Genomic DNA, 16345 nt, shown 5'->3' with positions numbered 1-16345 from the left:
ACTACTTGATCCGCCACCCGGCGGATTCGACCGCTCGGTGCAGGTGTCCAACGGCGCAGAAGGGGTTGCCGACCAGTTCCCAAACTGCGATGCCGTGAGCCTCGGCGGGAGCCGTGAGGATGCCTATCGACTCTCCGGTCGAGCTGACCAGCTCGGGCCAGGGCCGGTTCAGTTCGCCCATCGCGTCGTCTTGTAGTTGGAATGCGGCGAAGGCGCATGCCTGCTCCACGCCGCCACTCCCGACGTCGAGAGGGAACTCATGCCCGCCGGCGGTCACGATGATGTTGTCATTAGGCGTTCCGGTCCAGGCGGGGTCAGCCCGGATCTCAACCTTCTGCAGTCCGGTCCCGGCAAAGTCGGCATTCAGCCGATCAGCGACGAAGGCGAACGCGGCCCCTGTCTCGCTCTCGGTCCAGATGTCCATGACAGCTCCCAGGTCGTCTAGTCACACCAGTTTGCACTTGATGAAGAACGTCTGCACGACCGCACCCTTGGTGTTGTACGACGTACCAGTGATCTTGAAGATCTGGCCCGGGTTGTACGTCCGGATGTACCGATTCTTCGACTTGTCCCACGTCCTGGCGGGCAGCGAGCCGTGCGGCGGGTAGCTCTGCCTCTTGCCGTCGACCTTCTTCGAGCCCACATGGATGCTCACAACGTATCGATCAGCGGGCAGCTTCGGGTACGTTCCCCATTGAATAGACGTTTCGGGGCCCTTCTGCTGGATCGACAACCGTCCCAGCTTGTTCTCGTCGGTGTAGTTCGGCGAACAGGAATGGATCGTTGTCGAGCCTGGGCCGGGCCGAGGAGTGTCGGCTGCGCAGGCTTTGACTGTAGGTACAACCATCGCTATGAGCGCCAGCGCGTGTGCCGGCGTGCCAGCCTGCACAAACTGTCTCGCGACCTGGTTGTTCTGGCGGCCAGTGGGGGTCCCTGGGATGCGGTTGGCGGCGACGCGGACCTGGTGCAGCTTCTGTTTGAGCTGCTGAATGGCGGACATCGTCGCGTTCTCCGATCTGGTACGGATGGAGCTTCGGAAGGGATCGGCTCACCAGTTGGTGAGGTCGTCGGCGAGCTGGTCCCAATGGAACGGCGGAACGGACGCGGAGCGCAGGGGACGCGAGGAGACCGAGGTGCCCCTCTCAGCACGTCCGCTCCGCCGGATCGATGGCGATCAGCACCTGATGGTCGCTGCGCAGGAGGTGATCGCGTATCTCCAGTGGATTGCCGAGAACTGCCAAGTGGTGCAAGGTCGGTACAACGAGCGGTAGACCATCGGACTCCAGTAGCGAACCGAGGAGGTCGAACACCGCATCCGGCGGGCCGGGGCTCTGGACATACACCTGTCCAAGCCGATATCCGCTGGCAGAGGCACAAGCGATCAGCCTTCGGTGTGTTGCCAAGAGCTCGCCGGTGTTTCTCACGAAGAGCATCGACATGAATCCGAGAGCCGACATCTCTGACCCCTCCTGGAGCCGTTCGAACCCTGAGGTCGTCTGCCGACGACGCTCGCGAGACCGTTCGATTCCAGACGTTCGGCAAGTCCCGCTGCGTCCGCACCCGACCTCGAAATGATCGATGGCGGACGCAACGATCATCGGCTGGTCGCCACCGCTCACGGCGGCTAGCGGGCGTGAAGTGCCTCCGGGGACTCGACCTGGATGAAGCCCAGCTGGACACTTCGCCGTCAGGCCCTGGTCGTCACTCATCCCCGCCACCGAGCTCTCGCGGCACTCGCTCGCCATCGGAATCGTCAGACCTGCGGTGATACACCGGGCGATGAACAAGGCTGCCGTCACAGTTCGTCCTTCCTTTTCAACGGCATGCCCTGGGCTCTGCCGCTCGCGGGGTCTGCGCTATGCCAGGCGCTCCGGCCGATGGGTCCTAGACTCCGTCAGAGCGACGGTTACGGAGAGGTATTAGCCGCGTCAAAAGCGTCAACTTCTGCGAGAATGTGCAAGGCGAGGCTGGGGAGATGGTGCGCTTGTGAACGAGGTTCTGGACGAGCTTCTGCGGGAGCTGAGCTGGTCACCTCGTATGTTGGCGCGCCGTCTCAACCGAGATTTCGGCGCGGGAACGGTAGCGGAGACAGCGCCCTACCACTGGCGAGACTCGGGCGGCGTGCCTCGGCCGCCGCTGCCCGCTCTCGTAGCGCATCTCTTGTCCTCCGAGCTTGGCCGATTGGTCACGGTCAATGAGCTCTGGCAGAGGCGCGCAGTGGACTCGCCGTTGGTGATCGCAGCAGACGCGGGTATGCGCCAGCCTTGGACTCGAGCTGGCACTCTCAGGGCTATCGACGACTGGGTGGTGACAGGGTTGTTGGACAGACGAACCTTTCTGGCGATTTCCGGCGCTGGCCTTACATCGATTCCAGGCGACTACTTGGGGGCAGGGAAGGTCGCACACGAGTTCGCCCGTGCCGCAACAGACAGTCCGCTGATTGAGCAGATCGAGCAGACAATCCCCTTGCTCCAACGGTTGGACGACGCCAGCGGAGGTGGTGGTCATCTCGAGTACGTGGGCGCACAGTTCCGCTCCGTCGCATTGCTGGTGCGCCAAGGTGGACAACCACGTTCGATCGAGACTCGCCTGCTTTCCGCACTCAGCGAGATCGGCCAGTTGGCTGGTTGGATGGCCTTCGACGCCGGCCTTCACGGCCCGGCACAGCGCTACTTCCTCACTGCCCTTCGGGCTGCTCACGAGTGCGGGTACAAGACGATGGCCGCTCACATCGTGGCCGATCTGGCTTTCCAGGCCGCTACCCGCGAGCAGTCGTCAGATGCGGTGGCACTGGGCGAATCGGCAGCCAAGATAGCGCGGCGCGCCCCGGCGAGCGTTCGGGCGTCAGTCCACACCCGCCTCGCCTACGGATATGCCATCGCGGGTGACATGCCCGCGTTCGAACAAGCCCACAAGAGCGCTCTTGATGTGCTTGCTGAAGCTGACCGGGCCGAGGATCCTGCCTGGATGTACTTCCTGACCCCGAGCCACCTCGATACGCAGGCCGGCTACGCGCTGACGCACGCCGGGATGCTCGCCGCCGACAGCGGCAACGCATCAACGGGCCGTGCTCTGCTGCGCGAGGGTGAGAAGCTCCTCCGCGACGGCGCGTACGACAGTCCGCTCACCACACATGCGCAACGCCGCGCGCTCTTCGAAGGGGCCTGGCTGGCTACCGCGGCCGCCGGCCGGGGCAACCTGGAGGAGGCCTGCGCTCTTGGACGGACAGCCGTGGCGCGGACCGCGACAGTGCGCTCCGGTCGGAGTCTCGAGGTCCTCGGCAGGCTCGCGGCGCGGCTGCGGCGATCCAAGCGCAACGAGTACGTCAGGGACTTTCTGCCGTCGCTCGAAGCTTGTCTCGCTAGGACGTCGGCGTCATGAGCCAGCATGTTGTCGTCGTGGGTGCTGGTGTGATTGGGCTGACGACCGCTGTCGGGCTTGCTGAGACAGGTCACCGAGTGGATGTGGTAGCGGCCGAGCCACCACGGGCGACCACTTCGGCTGTGGCCGGTGCACTTTGGGGACCCTGGCTGGTCCAGCCGCGCGAGCGCGTCCTTCCTTGGGCCGCCCACACTCTGAAGATCCTGCGCGAACTCGCCGAACACCCGAATTCAGGCGTCCGGATGGCAACTGGCATCGAGGTGTCCCGAGCGAGCTACGAGCCACCCGACTGGGCCGGGCTGCTGCCTGACCGGAGGCCGTGCGCGTCAGGGGCCCTTCCGCCTGGCTACCGCCACGGCTTCCGGTACAGCGCGCCGCTGGTTGACATGCCCGTTCACCTGGACTACCTACTGGCCAGACTGCGAGCTGCAGGTGGGACAGTGACCATCCAGCGGTTGACAGCGCTGAACCAGGCAAGCGCGGATCCGCACGCCGTAATCGTGAACTGTTCGGGTATCGGCGCCAGGCGGCTCGTTCCCGACTCAGACCTCTTTCCGATCCGTGGCTACCACGTCGTGGCCACGAATCCCGGTCTGACGGAATTCCTCGAAGCCGACACCGAAGATCCGGTGGACCTGCTCGCCATCTACCCGCACCGCGATCATGTCGTACTTGGCGGAACCGCCGAGCCTGAGGTCTGGGACCGCCGGTCAGATGATGCAATCGCAGCCGCCATCGTCGACAGATGCGCGAGACTCGAACCCCGCCTCGCTACGGCCACGATCATCGAGCATCGAGTCGGCCTACGCCCGACCAGAGCTGCGATCCGTGTCGAAGCCGAGCGATCAGCGGTCGGACGCCTGATCATCCACAACTACGGGCACGGCGGCGCCGGCGTGAGTCTCAGCTGGGGGTGCGCGCAGGAGGTCGCCTCGCTTCTCGCCAACGTCGCTCGAGCCACAGATGATGGTCGTCCGGCGTAGCACCCCAGGCCGAGCGTGGGGGTTGCACCTAATATGACGGGATGTCGATGAGTCTGTCGCCAGGACGCGTTTTGCCGGCTCCCGGGCTGCGAATGCCTGGTGACACACGCACTGATCTGCCCGAGTTCGCCTAGGAGGCCGCTGAGTGACTTCTGTACGCCCTGACACCGACGCAGCTCTGTACGCCGAGATCGCCGCTGCGCAGAGCGAATGGAAGTTGCCCTCGGTCAATGCGGGGGTGGTGCGTGACGGTTCGCTGGTGTGGACCGGGTCGCGTGGGAAGTTCGCGACGGCGGACGGTGGTGCGCCCGGTCCGGATGTGCAGTATCGGATCGGGTCGATCACGAAGACGCTGACCGCGATGCTGGTGATGCAGTGCCGCGATGACGGGCTGCTCGCGCTGAACGATGCCGTGGGCAAGCATCTGCCGGGGATCGCGTTCGGCGACCGGACCGTGCGGCACCTGCTCGCGCACTCGGGTGGTATGAACGCCGAGCCGGAAGGTCCTTGGTGGGAACGCAATCCGGGGGTCTCGTTCGATGAGCTGACGGCGGCGATGGACGATTCCCAGGCGGTGGGCCCGGCCGATCGCCGGCATCACTACTCGAACCTCGGCTACGCATTGCTCGGTGAGCTGGTGGCCCGGCTGCGGGGCGAGTCCTGGCTTCAGCTGGTGCAGTCCCGCATCCTCGATCCGCTGGAGATGCGGCGTACGTCGTACTTCCCGTCGGGTCCGGCTGCCCAGGGTTTCTCCGTGCATCCGTTCAGTGGGCGGCTGGTGGAGGAACCCGCTCACGACTCCGGGGCGATGGCGCCGGCGGGGCAGTTGTGGAGCACGATCGAGGATCTGGCGAAGTACGCGATGTTCTGGATCGACCCCGTGCACGAGATCCTCAGCTGCGACACGGTCGAGGAGATGGCGTCGCCCGCAGCCTCGGACCCACGCGAGAAGCTGAGCGCGTCCTACGGCTTGGGTCTCCGGCTGATCGCTGACGATCCGCAGCTGTTCATCGGGCACACCGGCTCGATGCCCGGCTTCCTCGCCGGGCTGTTCGTCGACCGGACCCGTCGCGTGGGTGCGGTGACGTTGGGCAACGCGACGTACGGCCGAGTCGCCTCCCTGCCACCGGACCTCGTGCGCATCCTCGTCACCCACGAACCGTTCCTGCCGCAGGAATGGGTGCCCGAGCCGTCGCTCACCCAGGGCGATGACCTGCTGGGGCACTGGTACTGGGGCAACACCCCACTCACGATCGCCGTCTCGGCAGGCATCCTCACCATGACCGGAGGCCTGACCACCAGGCTGTCCCCACTCGGCCGAGACCTCTACCAAGGCCGCGACGGCTACCTGGCCGGCGAAACCCTCCGCGTCCATCGCGACGGCTCCCGCATCACCCACCTCACCGTCGCCACCTTCGTCCTCACCCGCAATCCTTACGGCGCCTGAGTTGTCCACAGGCCACGAGAAACAGGTCGTGGTACGCCCTGCGCTCTGCGTATTCTGTGCCGCACTGCATGGAGTAGATCAGGGGTAGATCACCCGGCTGCTACCGGGAGGGCGCAGGTTCGAGTCCTGCCTCCATGTCGAAGGCCGGCCGGCCCTGGTCGGGGCCGGCCGGTACCACCTTGGAGTAGCTCAGTGGTAGAGCACCCGGCTGTGAACCGGGAGGGCGCGAGTTCGAGCCTCGCCTCCAGGTCTGTCAAGACAACGGGGAGGCCTCGTGCCGGAGGAACCACAGGTGAAGGCGTCGCCCGCCTACGCGGTCGGCCAGTTGCGGCAGGCTGTCGAGCGTGCGCTGGCAGCCGACGACGCGCGGGTCCGCCAGCGTGCGATCGCCCGGGCCGAGACCTGGCGCTCGGTGCTCGACGGGATCGCGACCGGGCGCATCGAGGTCGGCTCCCGGACACCGGTGGCGGACACTCCGGCCTGGGTGACGCTGGAGGTCGCGCACGGCGGCTTCGCGACAGGCCGGTTCCTGGCTGAGGCGCCGCTGACCGACGACGAGCTCGAGCGGCTGCGGAACCTCCCGGACGATGCGCCGGGAGAGACCGATCGGGAGCGGCTCAACCTGTGGTACCTCGGCGACGACGGGCTGGCCGAATCGCGTCACGCGCTGCGCACCGGCCGGTACCGGGTCGACGTACCCGAGGAGTCGGCGCTGCTGGTCGTCGGCTGGCTTCTCGATCACGACCACGTGGCACCGGCGCTTGACCTGGTGGCCGAGCTCCGTCCGTTGATGCACCGGCTCCGGTTCACCCCGCGCTTCGAACCGGTCTCGGCCCAGTCCGGTGCGGTGGTCCGGCTGCGGCCGGTCTCCGAGGTCCGCGACTCGTTGCGGCAGGCAACAGTCCGGTCGGCGATCGCCGCCATGCTCGAGACCCTGCGCGTCTGGAACCCGCTGTACGACCGGCTGGTCGAGCTGTGGTGCGACACCGTCGAGGGTGCATTGCCCGCGGTGCACAACAACACAGCCGGTACGTCGATCGCCGGGGACTGGCCGTGCCGGGTCTGGCCCGCGGACTGGGCAGAACGCCGCCTGCAGTGGCTATCGGACTACCGAGCTGCGGCCGACGCCCACCGGTTCTCGGACAGCCACCGTCATCCGAAGAGCAACTTCGCCCGGCTCCGGGTTGCGCTCGAGCTGTGCCCCGAGGACAGCTCTGCGCTGACCGGTCGCGACGTCGGCTGGATCCGGCGGGCGCTGGCCAATACCATCTCCGCGCACGGTGCGCCTGGATCGGAGGTCCGCGCCGCCCTGCGCACAACGCAGGCTGCGGTCGCCACGCGGCCGACCCATGCCGCGCTCGCCCAGGTGCTGAGCGCCCGCCTGGACAGGTACCCCGGCGACGGCGGACTGCCGTCCCTCGCTCCGATCGAGGCCGATGTCGCCGAGGACGAGGCATCGCTCGCGCCACCGGGATGGCAGATTCCGGCGCATCTGGTGGCGAAGACAGAGCGCGCACTGGAGGCGCCGGTCGGCGAGCTGGTCGAGCGCGGAGTGATCGGTTCCGGCGAGGTACTGGCCCGCGTACTGCCGCAGGTCACGTCGCAGTTGCTCGCCGCGAACATCGCCGATGCCGCGCTGGCCTCGGCGTACGCCCGGACCTATGCGGCCTTCCGGCGGCGCCGCAGTCTGCTGCTGCTCAACCTCGAGCATCAGGTGCGGTTCGACGAACTGCCGTGGATCGCTGCGGTGTCGCCGTTCCGCGAGCGGCGTGCAGAAGCCGCTCGGGCAGCTGAGCAGTCGCTCCAGGAGACGACCGTGCTCGCGCTCGGATCGTTCCCGCAGGCGATCCTGCCGAATCCGTTGACCCGCGAGCTGGGCGCTCTGGCGACCCAGGCCGGGCTCCGGCTGCCGCTGGTCGAAGAGGTCGCGGCGGACATCTTCATGGGCACGTTCACGACGAAGTGGCGGGATGCCGCGACGATCGCGAGCCGACTGCTCGACGGGACCCTGTACGCCCGGTACTACGACCTGCCGGAGGATTGGCCTGCCGTGGAGACACGGCGGTGGAAGCGCTGGCGGAAGGGCACCGCGGACGACTTCGCAGAGCTGTGCACGCGTCGATCGCAGGAGGCCAGGAGTGAGCAGGCATCGGGCGGCCGCGTCGCCGCGAACGGCGCTGTTCTCGAGCAGAGCCAGATCCTCACGACGCACAACCTCGCCGTCCTGGTCGACGCGCTCGGACTGACGGACCGGGTTCGGGAGGCCGGGCCCGAGCTCGCCGACCGCGCCCTCGCGTGGTCCGTACGCCGGTTGACCCAGCCCGCACCAACCTGGGTCAGCGGCCTTCAGGCGATCAAGAACGCGGCGTACTGCTGGCGGCAGGGGATCTTCTTCCTGAGCTTCTGCGACGAGGCTACCCAGCTCGAAGCAGTCGGACGGCTGCGCGATCGTGCGGCCGTCCTCGGTCCGCGCCTCGTTCCGGCGGTCGAGGGCTTGGCCGCGGTCGTTGCCGGGGAGCGCTTCGATCAGGCCGGTCGTGTCGCCGTGAACGGGCGCCGCCTTCTCGGCTGGAGCGTCGGCCCACACTGGGCCCAGCGCGGCTGACTCCTACCTCGCCTGAGGGATTGTCAGGGTGTAGACGCCTGGCTTCGGTCGGGTCAGGCCGAGTGCCAGGGCGAGCTTCTCGTTGTCGTCGCCGTTGCGCAGGTTGGCTCGGAGGATCGCGAGGGCTTCTCGCCGGCGAGAAGCTCCGCGTCGTCTGCAACGGCATCCGGATCGACCACCTGAACATCGCCACGTTCGTCCCGACTCAGGACACTAGGAGATGATCTCGACAAGGCGTAGAGATTCGGCTGGACCGGTGACCGAGAGCTCGGCGACTTGGCCGATGCCTTTCACGTAGTACTTGTTGTCCAGCACGTCCGGCTCGAGTGCGGTGGTCTCGGCCGTACGGAGGGCATGGCGGAAGGTGCCGAGGGGGACGGTCACCGTGGTGTTGCGGCCGACGAGCCAGAAGATGTCCTCGGCGTGGCCGGCGTACCATTCCTGGCGGAACTTGCGCCCGAGTTGCGGACGGGCCTGCATGAAGACACCTGGCTGGGCGCCGTTCACGCCCGCATGGAAGCTGCCTTCACGGCTGATGACGCGGCCGTGCGCGTCCAGCTCGGCGGTGTCCTCGCCGAAGTACCAGACGTTGCCGCAGCGGTCCTGGGCGTAGTAGTCGCTGGTGCGCTCGTGCAGCACGTTGTTCAGGTAGAGGCGGTCCTCGACGACCCTGGTCCGGACTCCCGCGATCACCCTGGTCCGCGACGTCGGGGCGAACAGGTCGAGGGCCTTCTCGCCGTCCTTGACGCCGGTGGAGACGAGCGTGCGGCCGGGTTTGAGCGGGAACCACGGGTTGGTCACGTTCGGGGAGAAGTCCGCGGGGTCGAACTCCGGGTGGTAGCGGCTGCCCGCTCCGAAGACCGGTAGCTTGCAGGTCGACGGGTGGTGGTGCTCCGGGTACGCGGTGCTGGTGGTGGGGGTCGCACCGGCCAGCAGGGCCGTGACTGCGAGCAGCACACCAGGTTTCAGCCAAGCGATCATGAGCAGTGCTCCTTTCGTTCACGGTCAGCCTGCGACCGGTGCGCTGAACCAGGCCTGAACAGGTGAGGATCGCCACGTCGGCGGTGGTGGAGTTGACACGGTGCGTGAGGCGGGAGAAAAGTTAGGCCTGCCTTAGTAAGGCTTGCCTTACTCGACAACTTTCCCGGGAGATCTGGTGCCGCATCCTGCGCGTCTGACCGCGTTGCCCTCGCCTGTGCGCAACCCGTTCGATTCCGTGTGGCCGTTCGCCTCGACTGTGTCCGATCGTGACCGAGGGCCGCTCCCGCACGGATCGCCGGCGGAGGTACTGCGCCGGACCGCCGAGGTGCTGGGCGAGCCGCGGGTGCCGTCGACCGGGGTGGGTGAGTCCGCCGCGCTGGACCTGATCGCGGGGCTGCTCGACGAGCACGGGATCGACCTGAGCCACCCGCACGCGGCCGCGCATCTGCAGCCGCCGGTTCTGCAGGTGGCGGTCGACGCCGACGCGCTGGCGTCCGCGAGCAACGCGTCCATGGACACCTACGACTCGGGTCCGGCGACGCTCGCGATCGAGCAGTGGGTGGTGAAGGCGCTGGCCGGGCTGGCCGGCTTCGGTCCGGAGGCGGACGGTGTACTGACGCCCGGCGGCTCGATCTCGAACCTGCTGGCCGTGCTGATCGCCCGCGACAGCGCTGCCGCCGCAATCGGGATCGACGTACGGCGGACCGGCGTACAGGGACTCGATCACCCGGTCGTCTTCTGCTCGGAGCTCGCCCACTTCTCGGTCCAGCGGGCCTGCGCCGCCCTCGGGCTCGGTGAGGAGGCGGCGATCACGATCGCCTCCGACGAGGAGTTCCGGATGCGCACCGACGTACTGGCTGACGAGTTGGCCAAGCCGGGTCGTACGCCGGTCGCGGTGATCGCCACGGCCGGTACGACGGACTTCGGCTCGATCGACCCGATCGCGCCGATCGCCGAGCTCGCCCGGCAGTACGGCGCCTGGGTGCACGTGGACGCGGCGTACGGGTTCGGGGCGCTGTTCTCCGACCGGCTTGCCCCGCTGCTGGCTGACCTGGCCCACGCGGACTCGGTCACCCTCGACCTGCACAAGATCGGCTGGCAGCCGGCCGCGACCAGCGTGCTGCTGGTGGCCGACCGGAACCGGTTCGCCGCGTTCGGCCGCTCGGTCGACTACCTGAACCCGGCCGACGACATCGACTCCGGACTGGACGGGCTGCTCGGCCGCAGTCTGCAGACCACCCGCCGCCCGGACGCGGTGAAGGTCGCCACGACGCTGACGGCATACGGGCGGGCCGGACTGGGCACGATGCTCGACACCTGCCACGAGCTCGCGCACGCCGCCGCGGCCCGGGTCGTTGCCGACAGCAACCTCGAGTTGCTGGCGCCGGTGACCTTGACCACGGTGCTGTTCCGGGTCGCCGGGCAGGGCCTGGAGGCGGCCGCGGCGGACGCTCTCCAGGGTGAGGTCCGGCGCCGGTTGCTGACGTCCGGGCGGGTGCTGATCGGCCGGACCAAGCTGCCGGCCCGCGGCGGCCGCCCGGCGGTGGTCGCGTTGAAGCTGACGCTGCTGAACCCGAATGCCACCGCGACGGACATCGAGGACCTCCTCGATCAGGTCGTGGCCACGGGTCACGACGTCCTGGCGGAGAGCGGCGAAGGAGCAGCGTGACCTCATCGAACTCATCCGACCCATCGAACCCGTCCGACCCGTCGACCTCGGCGACGTCGTCGATCGCGACGGCTGTTGCGGCCCATCTGAACGCGATCCTGCGGTGCTACACGCGGGAGACGTCGGTCCCGGTCGTCGTCGGTCCGCTGACGCTGGCGGTCGGCGACTCGACTCTGACCGCGCGGGTGGACCACGCGTCCCGGACCGGGCTGCACCAGTTCACCGACGTGCTGCTCGACGGCGTACCGCCGGCTCCGGAGGACCTGGTCAGGGTGCTGTCGGCCGACGCCGACCCGGCCGAGATCGACCCGGCCGAGATCGACGACCTGGCGGCGCGTACGGCGGAATCGGTCCGCAACGTCGCGCGTTTCGTCGGTGAGGCAGGCGGTGAGCGCGGACCGGGTCGTTTCCTGGAGGTCGAGCAGGCGCTGCTGCTCGGTCACCTGAATCATCCGGCGCCGAAGAGCCGGGACGGGTTGAGCGGCGACGAGTTGGCGGCGTACTCGCCGGAGCTCGGCGGCCGCTTCGCGGTGCACTGGTTCGAGGCCGACGCCGAGCTGGTGTCGTCGGACCAGGTGGCCGGCGCGCCGTCGCTGCAGGGACTGGACGCTGTGCAGCTGATGGGCGAGCTGGCCGGTGTCACTCCGTCGGCCGGTCGGGTGCTGATCCCGGCCCACCCGTGGCAGGCGGCGTCCGTCATGCAGCGGCCGCGGGTCGCTGAGCTGATCGCTGCCGGTCGTGTGAAAGCTCTGGGAGCTCAGGGGCCCGAGTGGTACCCGACCTCGAGCCTGCGGACCGTGTTTCATCCGGACATGTCCGTGATGCTGAAGTTGTCGCTCGGTCTGCGCATCACCAACTCTCGACGCGAATCGACACCCACCGAGTTGCGCCGCGGGCTGGAGATCAACCGGCTGCTGGATGCGGCCTACAACGCCGGTACGGCGACCGCACACCCGCGGTTCTCCATCGTCCGCGACCCCGCGTGGGTTGCTCTTGACGAGGGTGGACCGACATTGACTGGACTTGACGTTGCTGTACGAGAAGTGCCAAGAGACGTCAATAGTTATCAATGTTTGGCGGGTCTAGTCGCACCACGACCAAGCGGAGTAGCGCGCCTGAGCGAGCACGCCGCGGACGATCCACTCGGCTGGACGGCGTCGTACATCGACAACGTGTTGATCCCGATGCTGCACCTGTACGCCGAGACAGGCATCGGACTGGAGGCGCATCAGCAGAACACTCTGGTGCGCACAGACGGTGCGGGCCGGATCAAGGGTGGTGCGTACCGCGACAACCAGGGCTACTACCTGGCTTCGTCGTACCTGCGTGGACTGCTCGGTGTGACCGGGCTGCGGGACTCCACGCTGGCTGTGGTCGAGGACGCCATCGTGGATGACAGGCTGACGTACTACCTGCTGCATAACCAGGCGCTGGCGGTTGTCGGCTGTCTGGCAGTCGACGGCGTAGAGGACGAGGCGGAGTTGCTCGGTGTGGTGCGTGAGCGGCTGACGCTGGCCTTGCCGTTGCTGAAGGCTGCCGGTCCGGATGGCGACCGGCTGGCTCGCCGCTGGCTGGAGGCTGACGCGTTGCCGTGCAAGGCCAACATGATGACCCGGCTGCGCGGCATCGACGAGGTGGTCGCGCCGCTGGATGCTCAGTCGGTCTACCTCGACATCCCGAACCCGCTCCGATGAGGTGTGACGTTCGGCCGATGCTCCACCTGGACAACGGCTTCGACCTCCGCCCGGCCGAAGCCACCGACGCCGCCAGGATCGCGCGGTGGATGGCCCAGCCGCACATCCAGCAGTGGTGGCAGCAGGACTGGTCGGTGGAGCACTGGGCGCAGGAGCTCAGCCGGCAGACGGCGGGGGAGCACTCCGTCCCGTGCGTGGTCACGGTCGACGCGGAGGACTTCGGGTACGTCGAGCTCTATCGGGTCCGGCACGACCGCCTGGCCGAGTACTACCCGAGTGACGAGCACGACTGGGGGATCCACGTCGCCATCGGCGACCTGACCCGGGTCGGCCGCGGTCTCGGGCGCCGCCTGCTGCGCGCGCTGGCGGAAGCGCTCCTGCACTCAGACCCTGCCTGTCAGCGTGTCGTCGCCGAACCCGACATCGCCAACACTCCCTCCGTCCGCGCCTTCGTCGCGGCCGGCTTCGTCCAGCGGGGCGAGCTACAGCTGCCCGAGAAGACCGCACTACTGATGGTCCGCACCAGGACCGTGGAGGTACTGACATGAAGACCGCCCCGGATTCGACGCCGTACGACGTGATCGCGATCGGCTGTGGACCCTTCAACCTCGGGCTGGCCGCGTTGGCCGACGGACTGGACGACGTGCGGCTGGCAGTGCTCGACAGCCGGCCGGAGTTCACCTGGCACCGCGGACTGATGTTCGGCGACGCGATGTTGCAGGTGTCGTTCCTGGCCGATCTGGTCAGCCTGGTCGAGCCGGCACACCGGCTGTCGTTCCTGTCCTTCCTGCGCGACAACGATCGGCTGTACCAGTTCTACGTGCGCGAGAAGTTCCACCCGACCCGCCGCGAGTACGAGACGTACCTGCGGTGGTGTGCGGCGCAGTTGGACTCGCTGCACTTCGGTCACCACGTCAGCGAGGTCTCCTGGACGGGTGAGGTGTTCGAGCTCACGGTGGAGCGTGGTGAGTCCACAGAGACGTTCGCTGCGCGGCATCTGGTGGTTGGCGTCGGTACTGAACCCGCGGTGCCTGCTGCACTGGCCGGACTGCCCGAGGAGCGGTTCCTGCACTCGGCGGACTACCTCTTCCGCCGCGACGACCTCCTGCGGACAGGGCGGGTGACCGTTGTCGGGTCTGGTCAGTCCGGTGCGGAGTGCGCGCTCGACCTGCTGCGGGCCAACGCCGATGGTGGCCCTGCCGTGTCGTGGCTGACCCGGACTCCGTCGTTCGCGCCACTGGACTACTCGAAGCTCGTGCTGGAGATGACCACGCCGTCGTACGTCGACTACTTCCACGCACTGGACGAGACGACCCGCGACAAGCTGGTCAAGGAGCAGTGGCGGCACTACAAGGGCATCTCGTCGGAGACGCTCGACGACATCCACGATGTGCTCTTTGCACGGGACCTCACTGCTGCACCGGTCGAGCTGCAGTGCGGTGTGTCCGTTGTGTCCGCCGTGGCCCGTGGCGACGGCGTCGAGCTGACGCTGCAGCATGCGGACAGCGGAAAGACCTTCCAGCACCACTGCGACACCGTGGTGGCGGCCACCGGCTATCGCAACCGCCCGCTGCCATTCATCGCCACTCTCGAGGATCAGGTACGTCGCGACGGGGCCGGGCGTTGGATGATCAACCGGGACCACAGTGTGGCGACCGATGCTGCACTGGCCGGCCGGATCTTCGTGGCGAACGCGGACCTGCACAGCCACGGTGTCGCGGCGCCGGACCTCGGGATCGGTGCCATCCGCAACGCCACCATCCTCAACAGCATCGCCGGGCGCGAGGTGTTCCGGCTGCCGAAGTCCACCGCCTTCACGACGTTCGCCATCCCCGGATGAGTGACTGGAATCGCTGTTCGGCAGAGCTGCTGGCGAAACTGATCTCGCAGTTCTGCACCGAGAACCTGCTCCAACCGGTCGACAACCGGCTGGATCTCGGCAACGTCTCCTACACGTTCACCGCGACGCGCGGCGCCTTCGGAAGCTGGCGGGTCGCGTCGGACTCCATCAGGCGTACGACTGCGGGGATCCTGGGCAACGACGAGAGCGAGGTCGCGGTGGACCCAGTGCAGTTCCTCGTCGACGCGGCCGACGTACTCGGACTCGACGGGCCGACGCTGGCCGGGTACGTCGCGGAGTTGGCCAGCACGCTGGCCGCCGACGTACGGATGGCATCTACTGCGGTAGAGCCTGCTGAGCTGTTGGAGTTGCACCACAGCCGGGTCGAGGGGCATCTGACCGGGCACCCCTTGCTCGTGGCCAACAAGGGCCGCCTGGGGTTCTCCGCCGAGGACAGCCTGCGGTACGCGCCGGAGGCACGTACTCCACTGCGTCTGACCTGGCTCGCCGTACGCCGTGGGCTCGCGGAGTTCCGTGGTACGCCGGACCTGTCGGAGCACTCGGTGGTAGGGCGTGAGCTGGGTCCTGACGCGCTGGAGGCGTTCCGCGGCCAGTTGGTCGACCCGGACTCGTACGTGTGGCTCCCGTGCCATCCATGGCAGCTGGACCACGTCGTACGGACGCAGTGGGCGCGTGAGTTGGCCGCCGGGGAGATCATCGTCCTGGGGGAGGCGCCGGACGAGTACCTGCCGACCCAGTCGATCAGGACGATGGTGAACATCACCCAGCCGCTGCGGTACCAGGTGAAGCTGCCGCTGAAGATCCTGAACACCTCGGTGTATCGCGGCATCCCGGAGCACTGCACGCTGGCCGCGCCGATGGTCACCCAGTGGCTGCGCGGACTCTGGTACCGCGATGAGGTGCTGGGCCGTCTCGGCACCGAACTGCTCGGTGAGGTCGCGTCTGTGACCGTGCGCCATCCGCAGCTGTCCAGTGCTCCCGGCATCCCGTACCAGTGGACCGAGACCCTCGGCTGCATCTGGCGAGACCCGGTGGACCCGCGTCTCCAGCCGGGCGAGACCGTCTGGCCGCTGGCCGCAGTACTGCATCCCGGTCTGGTCGAGGAGATGATCGCCCGCTCCGGCACCGACGCCCGCACCTGGATCAGTCACCTCATCGGCACGCTCCTGCGCCCACTACTCCACCTGATGCACCACTACGGCATCACCGTGAACCCCCATGGCGAGAACCTGGCCGTCATCTGCGGTCCCGAAGGCCTCCCCGCTCGGCTGGTGATCAAGGACCTGGTCGACGACATCAACGTCTCCACCGAACAGGTACTTGCCCGAGGCATCGAGCCGGACTCGCACGACCGCGTCCTGCCCCGCAAACCCTGGCACATCCTCCGCCAGTACCTTGTCGACGCCCTGCTCCTCGGCGTCCTCAACCCCCTCGCCGACCTCGAACTCATCCCACCAGAAGAGTTCTGGGGCCTGACCCGCGGCGAGGTCGACCTGTACACCACCACCCATCCCGAGTACGCCGACCGCCTGGCAGCCACCGCCCTCACCGCCGAAACCTTCGCCCGCTACCCCCTCAACGGCTACCGCCTAACCCTCGGCTACACCGACCTCCACACCCGCCCCCCAATCCCCACCACCGGCCGCATCCCGAATCCGCTGTCGAATGTGCGTCCAATATCCCCAGAGCGACGCTGACCCGCTACTGTTCGTCTACCGAGCAAT

At 67.6% G+C, this 16345-nt stretch carries 13 protein-coding genes and 2 tRNA genes; 11 read left to right on the top strand and 4 right to left on the bottom strand.

Features of this window, described 5'->3' with window-relative positions; all coding sequences use genetic code 11:
- Position 1: 1 nt before the first annotated feature.
- The 3 genes from AB0I34_RS05480 to AB0I34_RS05470 all read right to left on the bottom strand — a co-directional run bounded on the left by AB0I34_RS05480 (position 2) and on the right by AB0I34_RS05470 (position 1457).
- Positions 2 to 424, bottom strand: coding sequence for a hypothetical protein (locus tag AB0I34_RS05480; RefSeq protein WP_360439830.1), 423 nt, complete (start codon positions 422 to 424; stop codon positions 2 to 4).
- A 21-nt stretch (positions 425 to 445) separates the two neighbouring features.
- The gene (locus AB0I34_RS05475; protein ID WP_360439827.1) at positions 446 to 655 is read right to left on the bottom strand and encodes a hypothetical protein; all 210 of its coding nucleotides are present in this window, start codon (positions 653 to 655) and stop codon (positions 446 to 448) included.
- A 487-nt stretch (positions 656 to 1142) separates the two neighbouring features.
- On the bottom strand, positions 1143 to 1457 hold the full coding sequence (locus AB0I34_RS05470; RefSeq protein WP_360439824.1) for a hypothetical protein: 315 nt from the start codon (positions 1455 to 1457) through the stop codon (positions 1143 to 1145).
- Positions 1458 to 1986: 529 nt separating this feature from the next.
- On the opposite strand from AB0I34_RS05470, the gene AB0I34_RS05465 reads away from it, so the two are divergent.
- The 6 genes from AB0I34_RS05465 (at position 1987) to AB0I34_RS05440 (ending at position 8416) form a co-directional block, all read left to right on the top strand.
- Complete coding sequence (locus AB0I34_RS05465; protein ID WP_360439821.1) at positions 1987 to 3381, top strand: transcriptional regulator; 1395 nt, start codon at positions 1987 to 1989, stop codon at positions 3379 to 3381.
- Complete coding sequence (locus tag AB0I34_RS05460; protein WP_360439818.1) at positions 3378 to 4364, top strand: FAD-dependent oxidoreductase; 987 nt, start codon at positions 3378 to 3380, stop codon at positions 4362 to 4364. Before AB0I34_RS05465 ends, AB0I34_RS05460 begins: the two co-directional genes overlap by 4 nt.
- Positions 4365 to 4509: 145 nt before the next feature.
- Entirely contained in the window at positions 4510 to 5811 is a 1302-nt protein-coding gene (locus AB0I34_RS05455; RefSeq protein ID WP_360439815.1) for a serine hydrolase domain-containing protein, read from the top strand.
- Positions 5812 to 5878: 67 nt separating this feature from the next.
- Positions 5879 to 5949, top strand: a tRNA-OTHER gene (locus AB0I34_RS05450).
- 40 nt (positions 5950 to 5989) lie between these two features.
- Positions 5990 to 6061 (top strand) — tRNA-His (locus AB0I34_RS05445).
- A 24-nt stretch (positions 6062 to 6085) separates the two neighbouring features.
- Positions 6086 to 8416, top strand: a complete 2331-nt coding sequence (locus tag AB0I34_RS05440) for a hypothetical protein (RefSeq protein ID WP_360439812.1) — start codon at positions 6086 to 6088, stop codon at positions 8414 to 8416.
- Positions 8417 to 8629: 213 nt separating this feature from the next.
- Here the strand turns inward: AB0I34_RS05440 and AB0I34_RS05435 are convergent, their stop codons facing one another.
- A complete protein-coding gene (locus AB0I34_RS05435) occupies positions 8630 to 9397 on the bottom strand; it encodes a hypothetical protein (protein ID WP_360439809.1) in 768 nt (255 codons plus the stop codon).
- A gap of 175 nt (positions 9398 to 9572) precedes the next feature.
- On the opposite strand from AB0I34_RS05435, the gene AB0I34_RS05430 reads away from it, so the two are divergent.
- The 5 genes from AB0I34_RS05430 to AB0I34_RS05410 are packed head-to-tail and all read left to right on the top strand — an operon-like array spanning position 9573 to position 16318.
- The gene (locus tag AB0I34_RS05430; protein ID WP_360439806.1) at positions 9573 to 11066 is read left to right on the top strand and encodes a pyridoxal-dependent decarboxylase; all 1494 of its coding nucleotides are present in this window, start codon (positions 9573 to 9575) and stop codon (positions 11064 to 11066) included.
- Positions 11063 to 12760: an IucA/IucC family protein gene (locus tag AB0I34_RS05425; RefSeq protein ID WP_360439803.1), complete on the top strand. Its 1698-nt coding sequence runs from the start codon at positions 11063 to 11065 to the stop codon at positions 12758 to 12760. The genes AB0I34_RS05430 and AB0I34_RS05425 overlap by 4 nt, the downstream gene beginning before the upstream one ends.
- A gap of 17 nt (positions 12761 to 12777) precedes the next feature.
- Complete coding sequence (locus AB0I34_RS05420) at positions 12778 to 13308, top strand: GNAT family N-acetyltransferase (RefSeq protein WP_360439800.1); 531 nt, start codon at positions 12778 to 12780, stop codon at positions 13306 to 13308.
- Positions 13305 to 14600 carry a SidA/IucD/PvdA family monooxygenase gene (locus AB0I34_RS05415; RefSeq protein ID WP_360439797.1) on the top strand — a complete coding sequence of 432 codons (1296 nt, stop codon included), beginning with the start codon at positions 13305 to 13307 and terminating at the stop codon, positions 14598 to 14600. The genes AB0I34_RS05420 and AB0I34_RS05415 overlap by 4 nt, the downstream gene beginning before the upstream one ends.
- Positions 14597 to 16318 carry an IucA/IucC family protein gene (locus AB0I34_RS05410; RefSeq protein ID WP_360439794.1) on the top strand — a complete coding sequence of 574 codons (1722 nt, stop codon included), beginning with the start codon at positions 14597 to 14599 and terminating at the stop codon, positions 16316 to 16318. Before AB0I34_RS05415 ends, AB0I34_RS05410 begins: the two co-directional genes overlap by 4 nt.
- Positions 16319 to 16345: the final 27 nt, after the last annotated feature.

Source organism: Kribbella sp. NPDC050281 (genome assembly GCF_040655855.1).
Lineage (GTDB): Bacteria > Actinomycetota > Actinomycetes > Propionibacteriales > Kribbellaceae > Kribbella.
The sequence above is the reverse complement of the archived record's forward strand: the minus strand, read 5'-3'. Positions and strand labels throughout refer to the sequence as shown.

Bases quoted from the DNA above. Each gene is read 5' to 3' on its own strand.
- AB0I34_RS05480 (WP_360439830.1), bottom strand. From the start codon at position 424: ATGGACATCTGGACCGAGAGCGAGACAGGGGCCGCGTTCGCCTTCGTC.
- AB0I34_RS05470 (WP_360439824.1), bottom strand. From the start codon at position 1,457: ATGTCGGCTCTCGGATTCATGTCGATGCTCTTCGTGAGAAACACCGGC.
- AB0I34_RS05460 (WP_360439818.1), top strand. From the start codon at position 3,378: ATGAGCCAGCATGTTGTCGTCGTGGGTGCTGGTGTGATTGGGCTGACG.
- AB0I34_RS05435 (WP_360439809.1), bottom strand. From the start codon at position 9,397: ATGATCGCTTGGCTGAAACCTGGTGTGCTGCTCGCAGTCACGGCCCTG.
- AB0I34_RS05420 (WP_360439800.1), top strand. From the start codon at position 12,778: ATGCTCCACCTGGACAACGGCTTCGACCTCCGCCCGGCCGAAGCCACC.
- AB0I34_RS05415 (WP_360439797.1), top strand. From the start codon at position 13,305: ATGAAGACCGCCCCGGATTCGACGCCGTACGACGTGATCGCGATCGGC.
- AB0I34_RS05410 (WP_360439794.1), top strand. From the start codon at position 14,597: ATGAGTGACTGGAATCGCTGTTCGGCAGAGCTGCTGGCGAAACTGATC.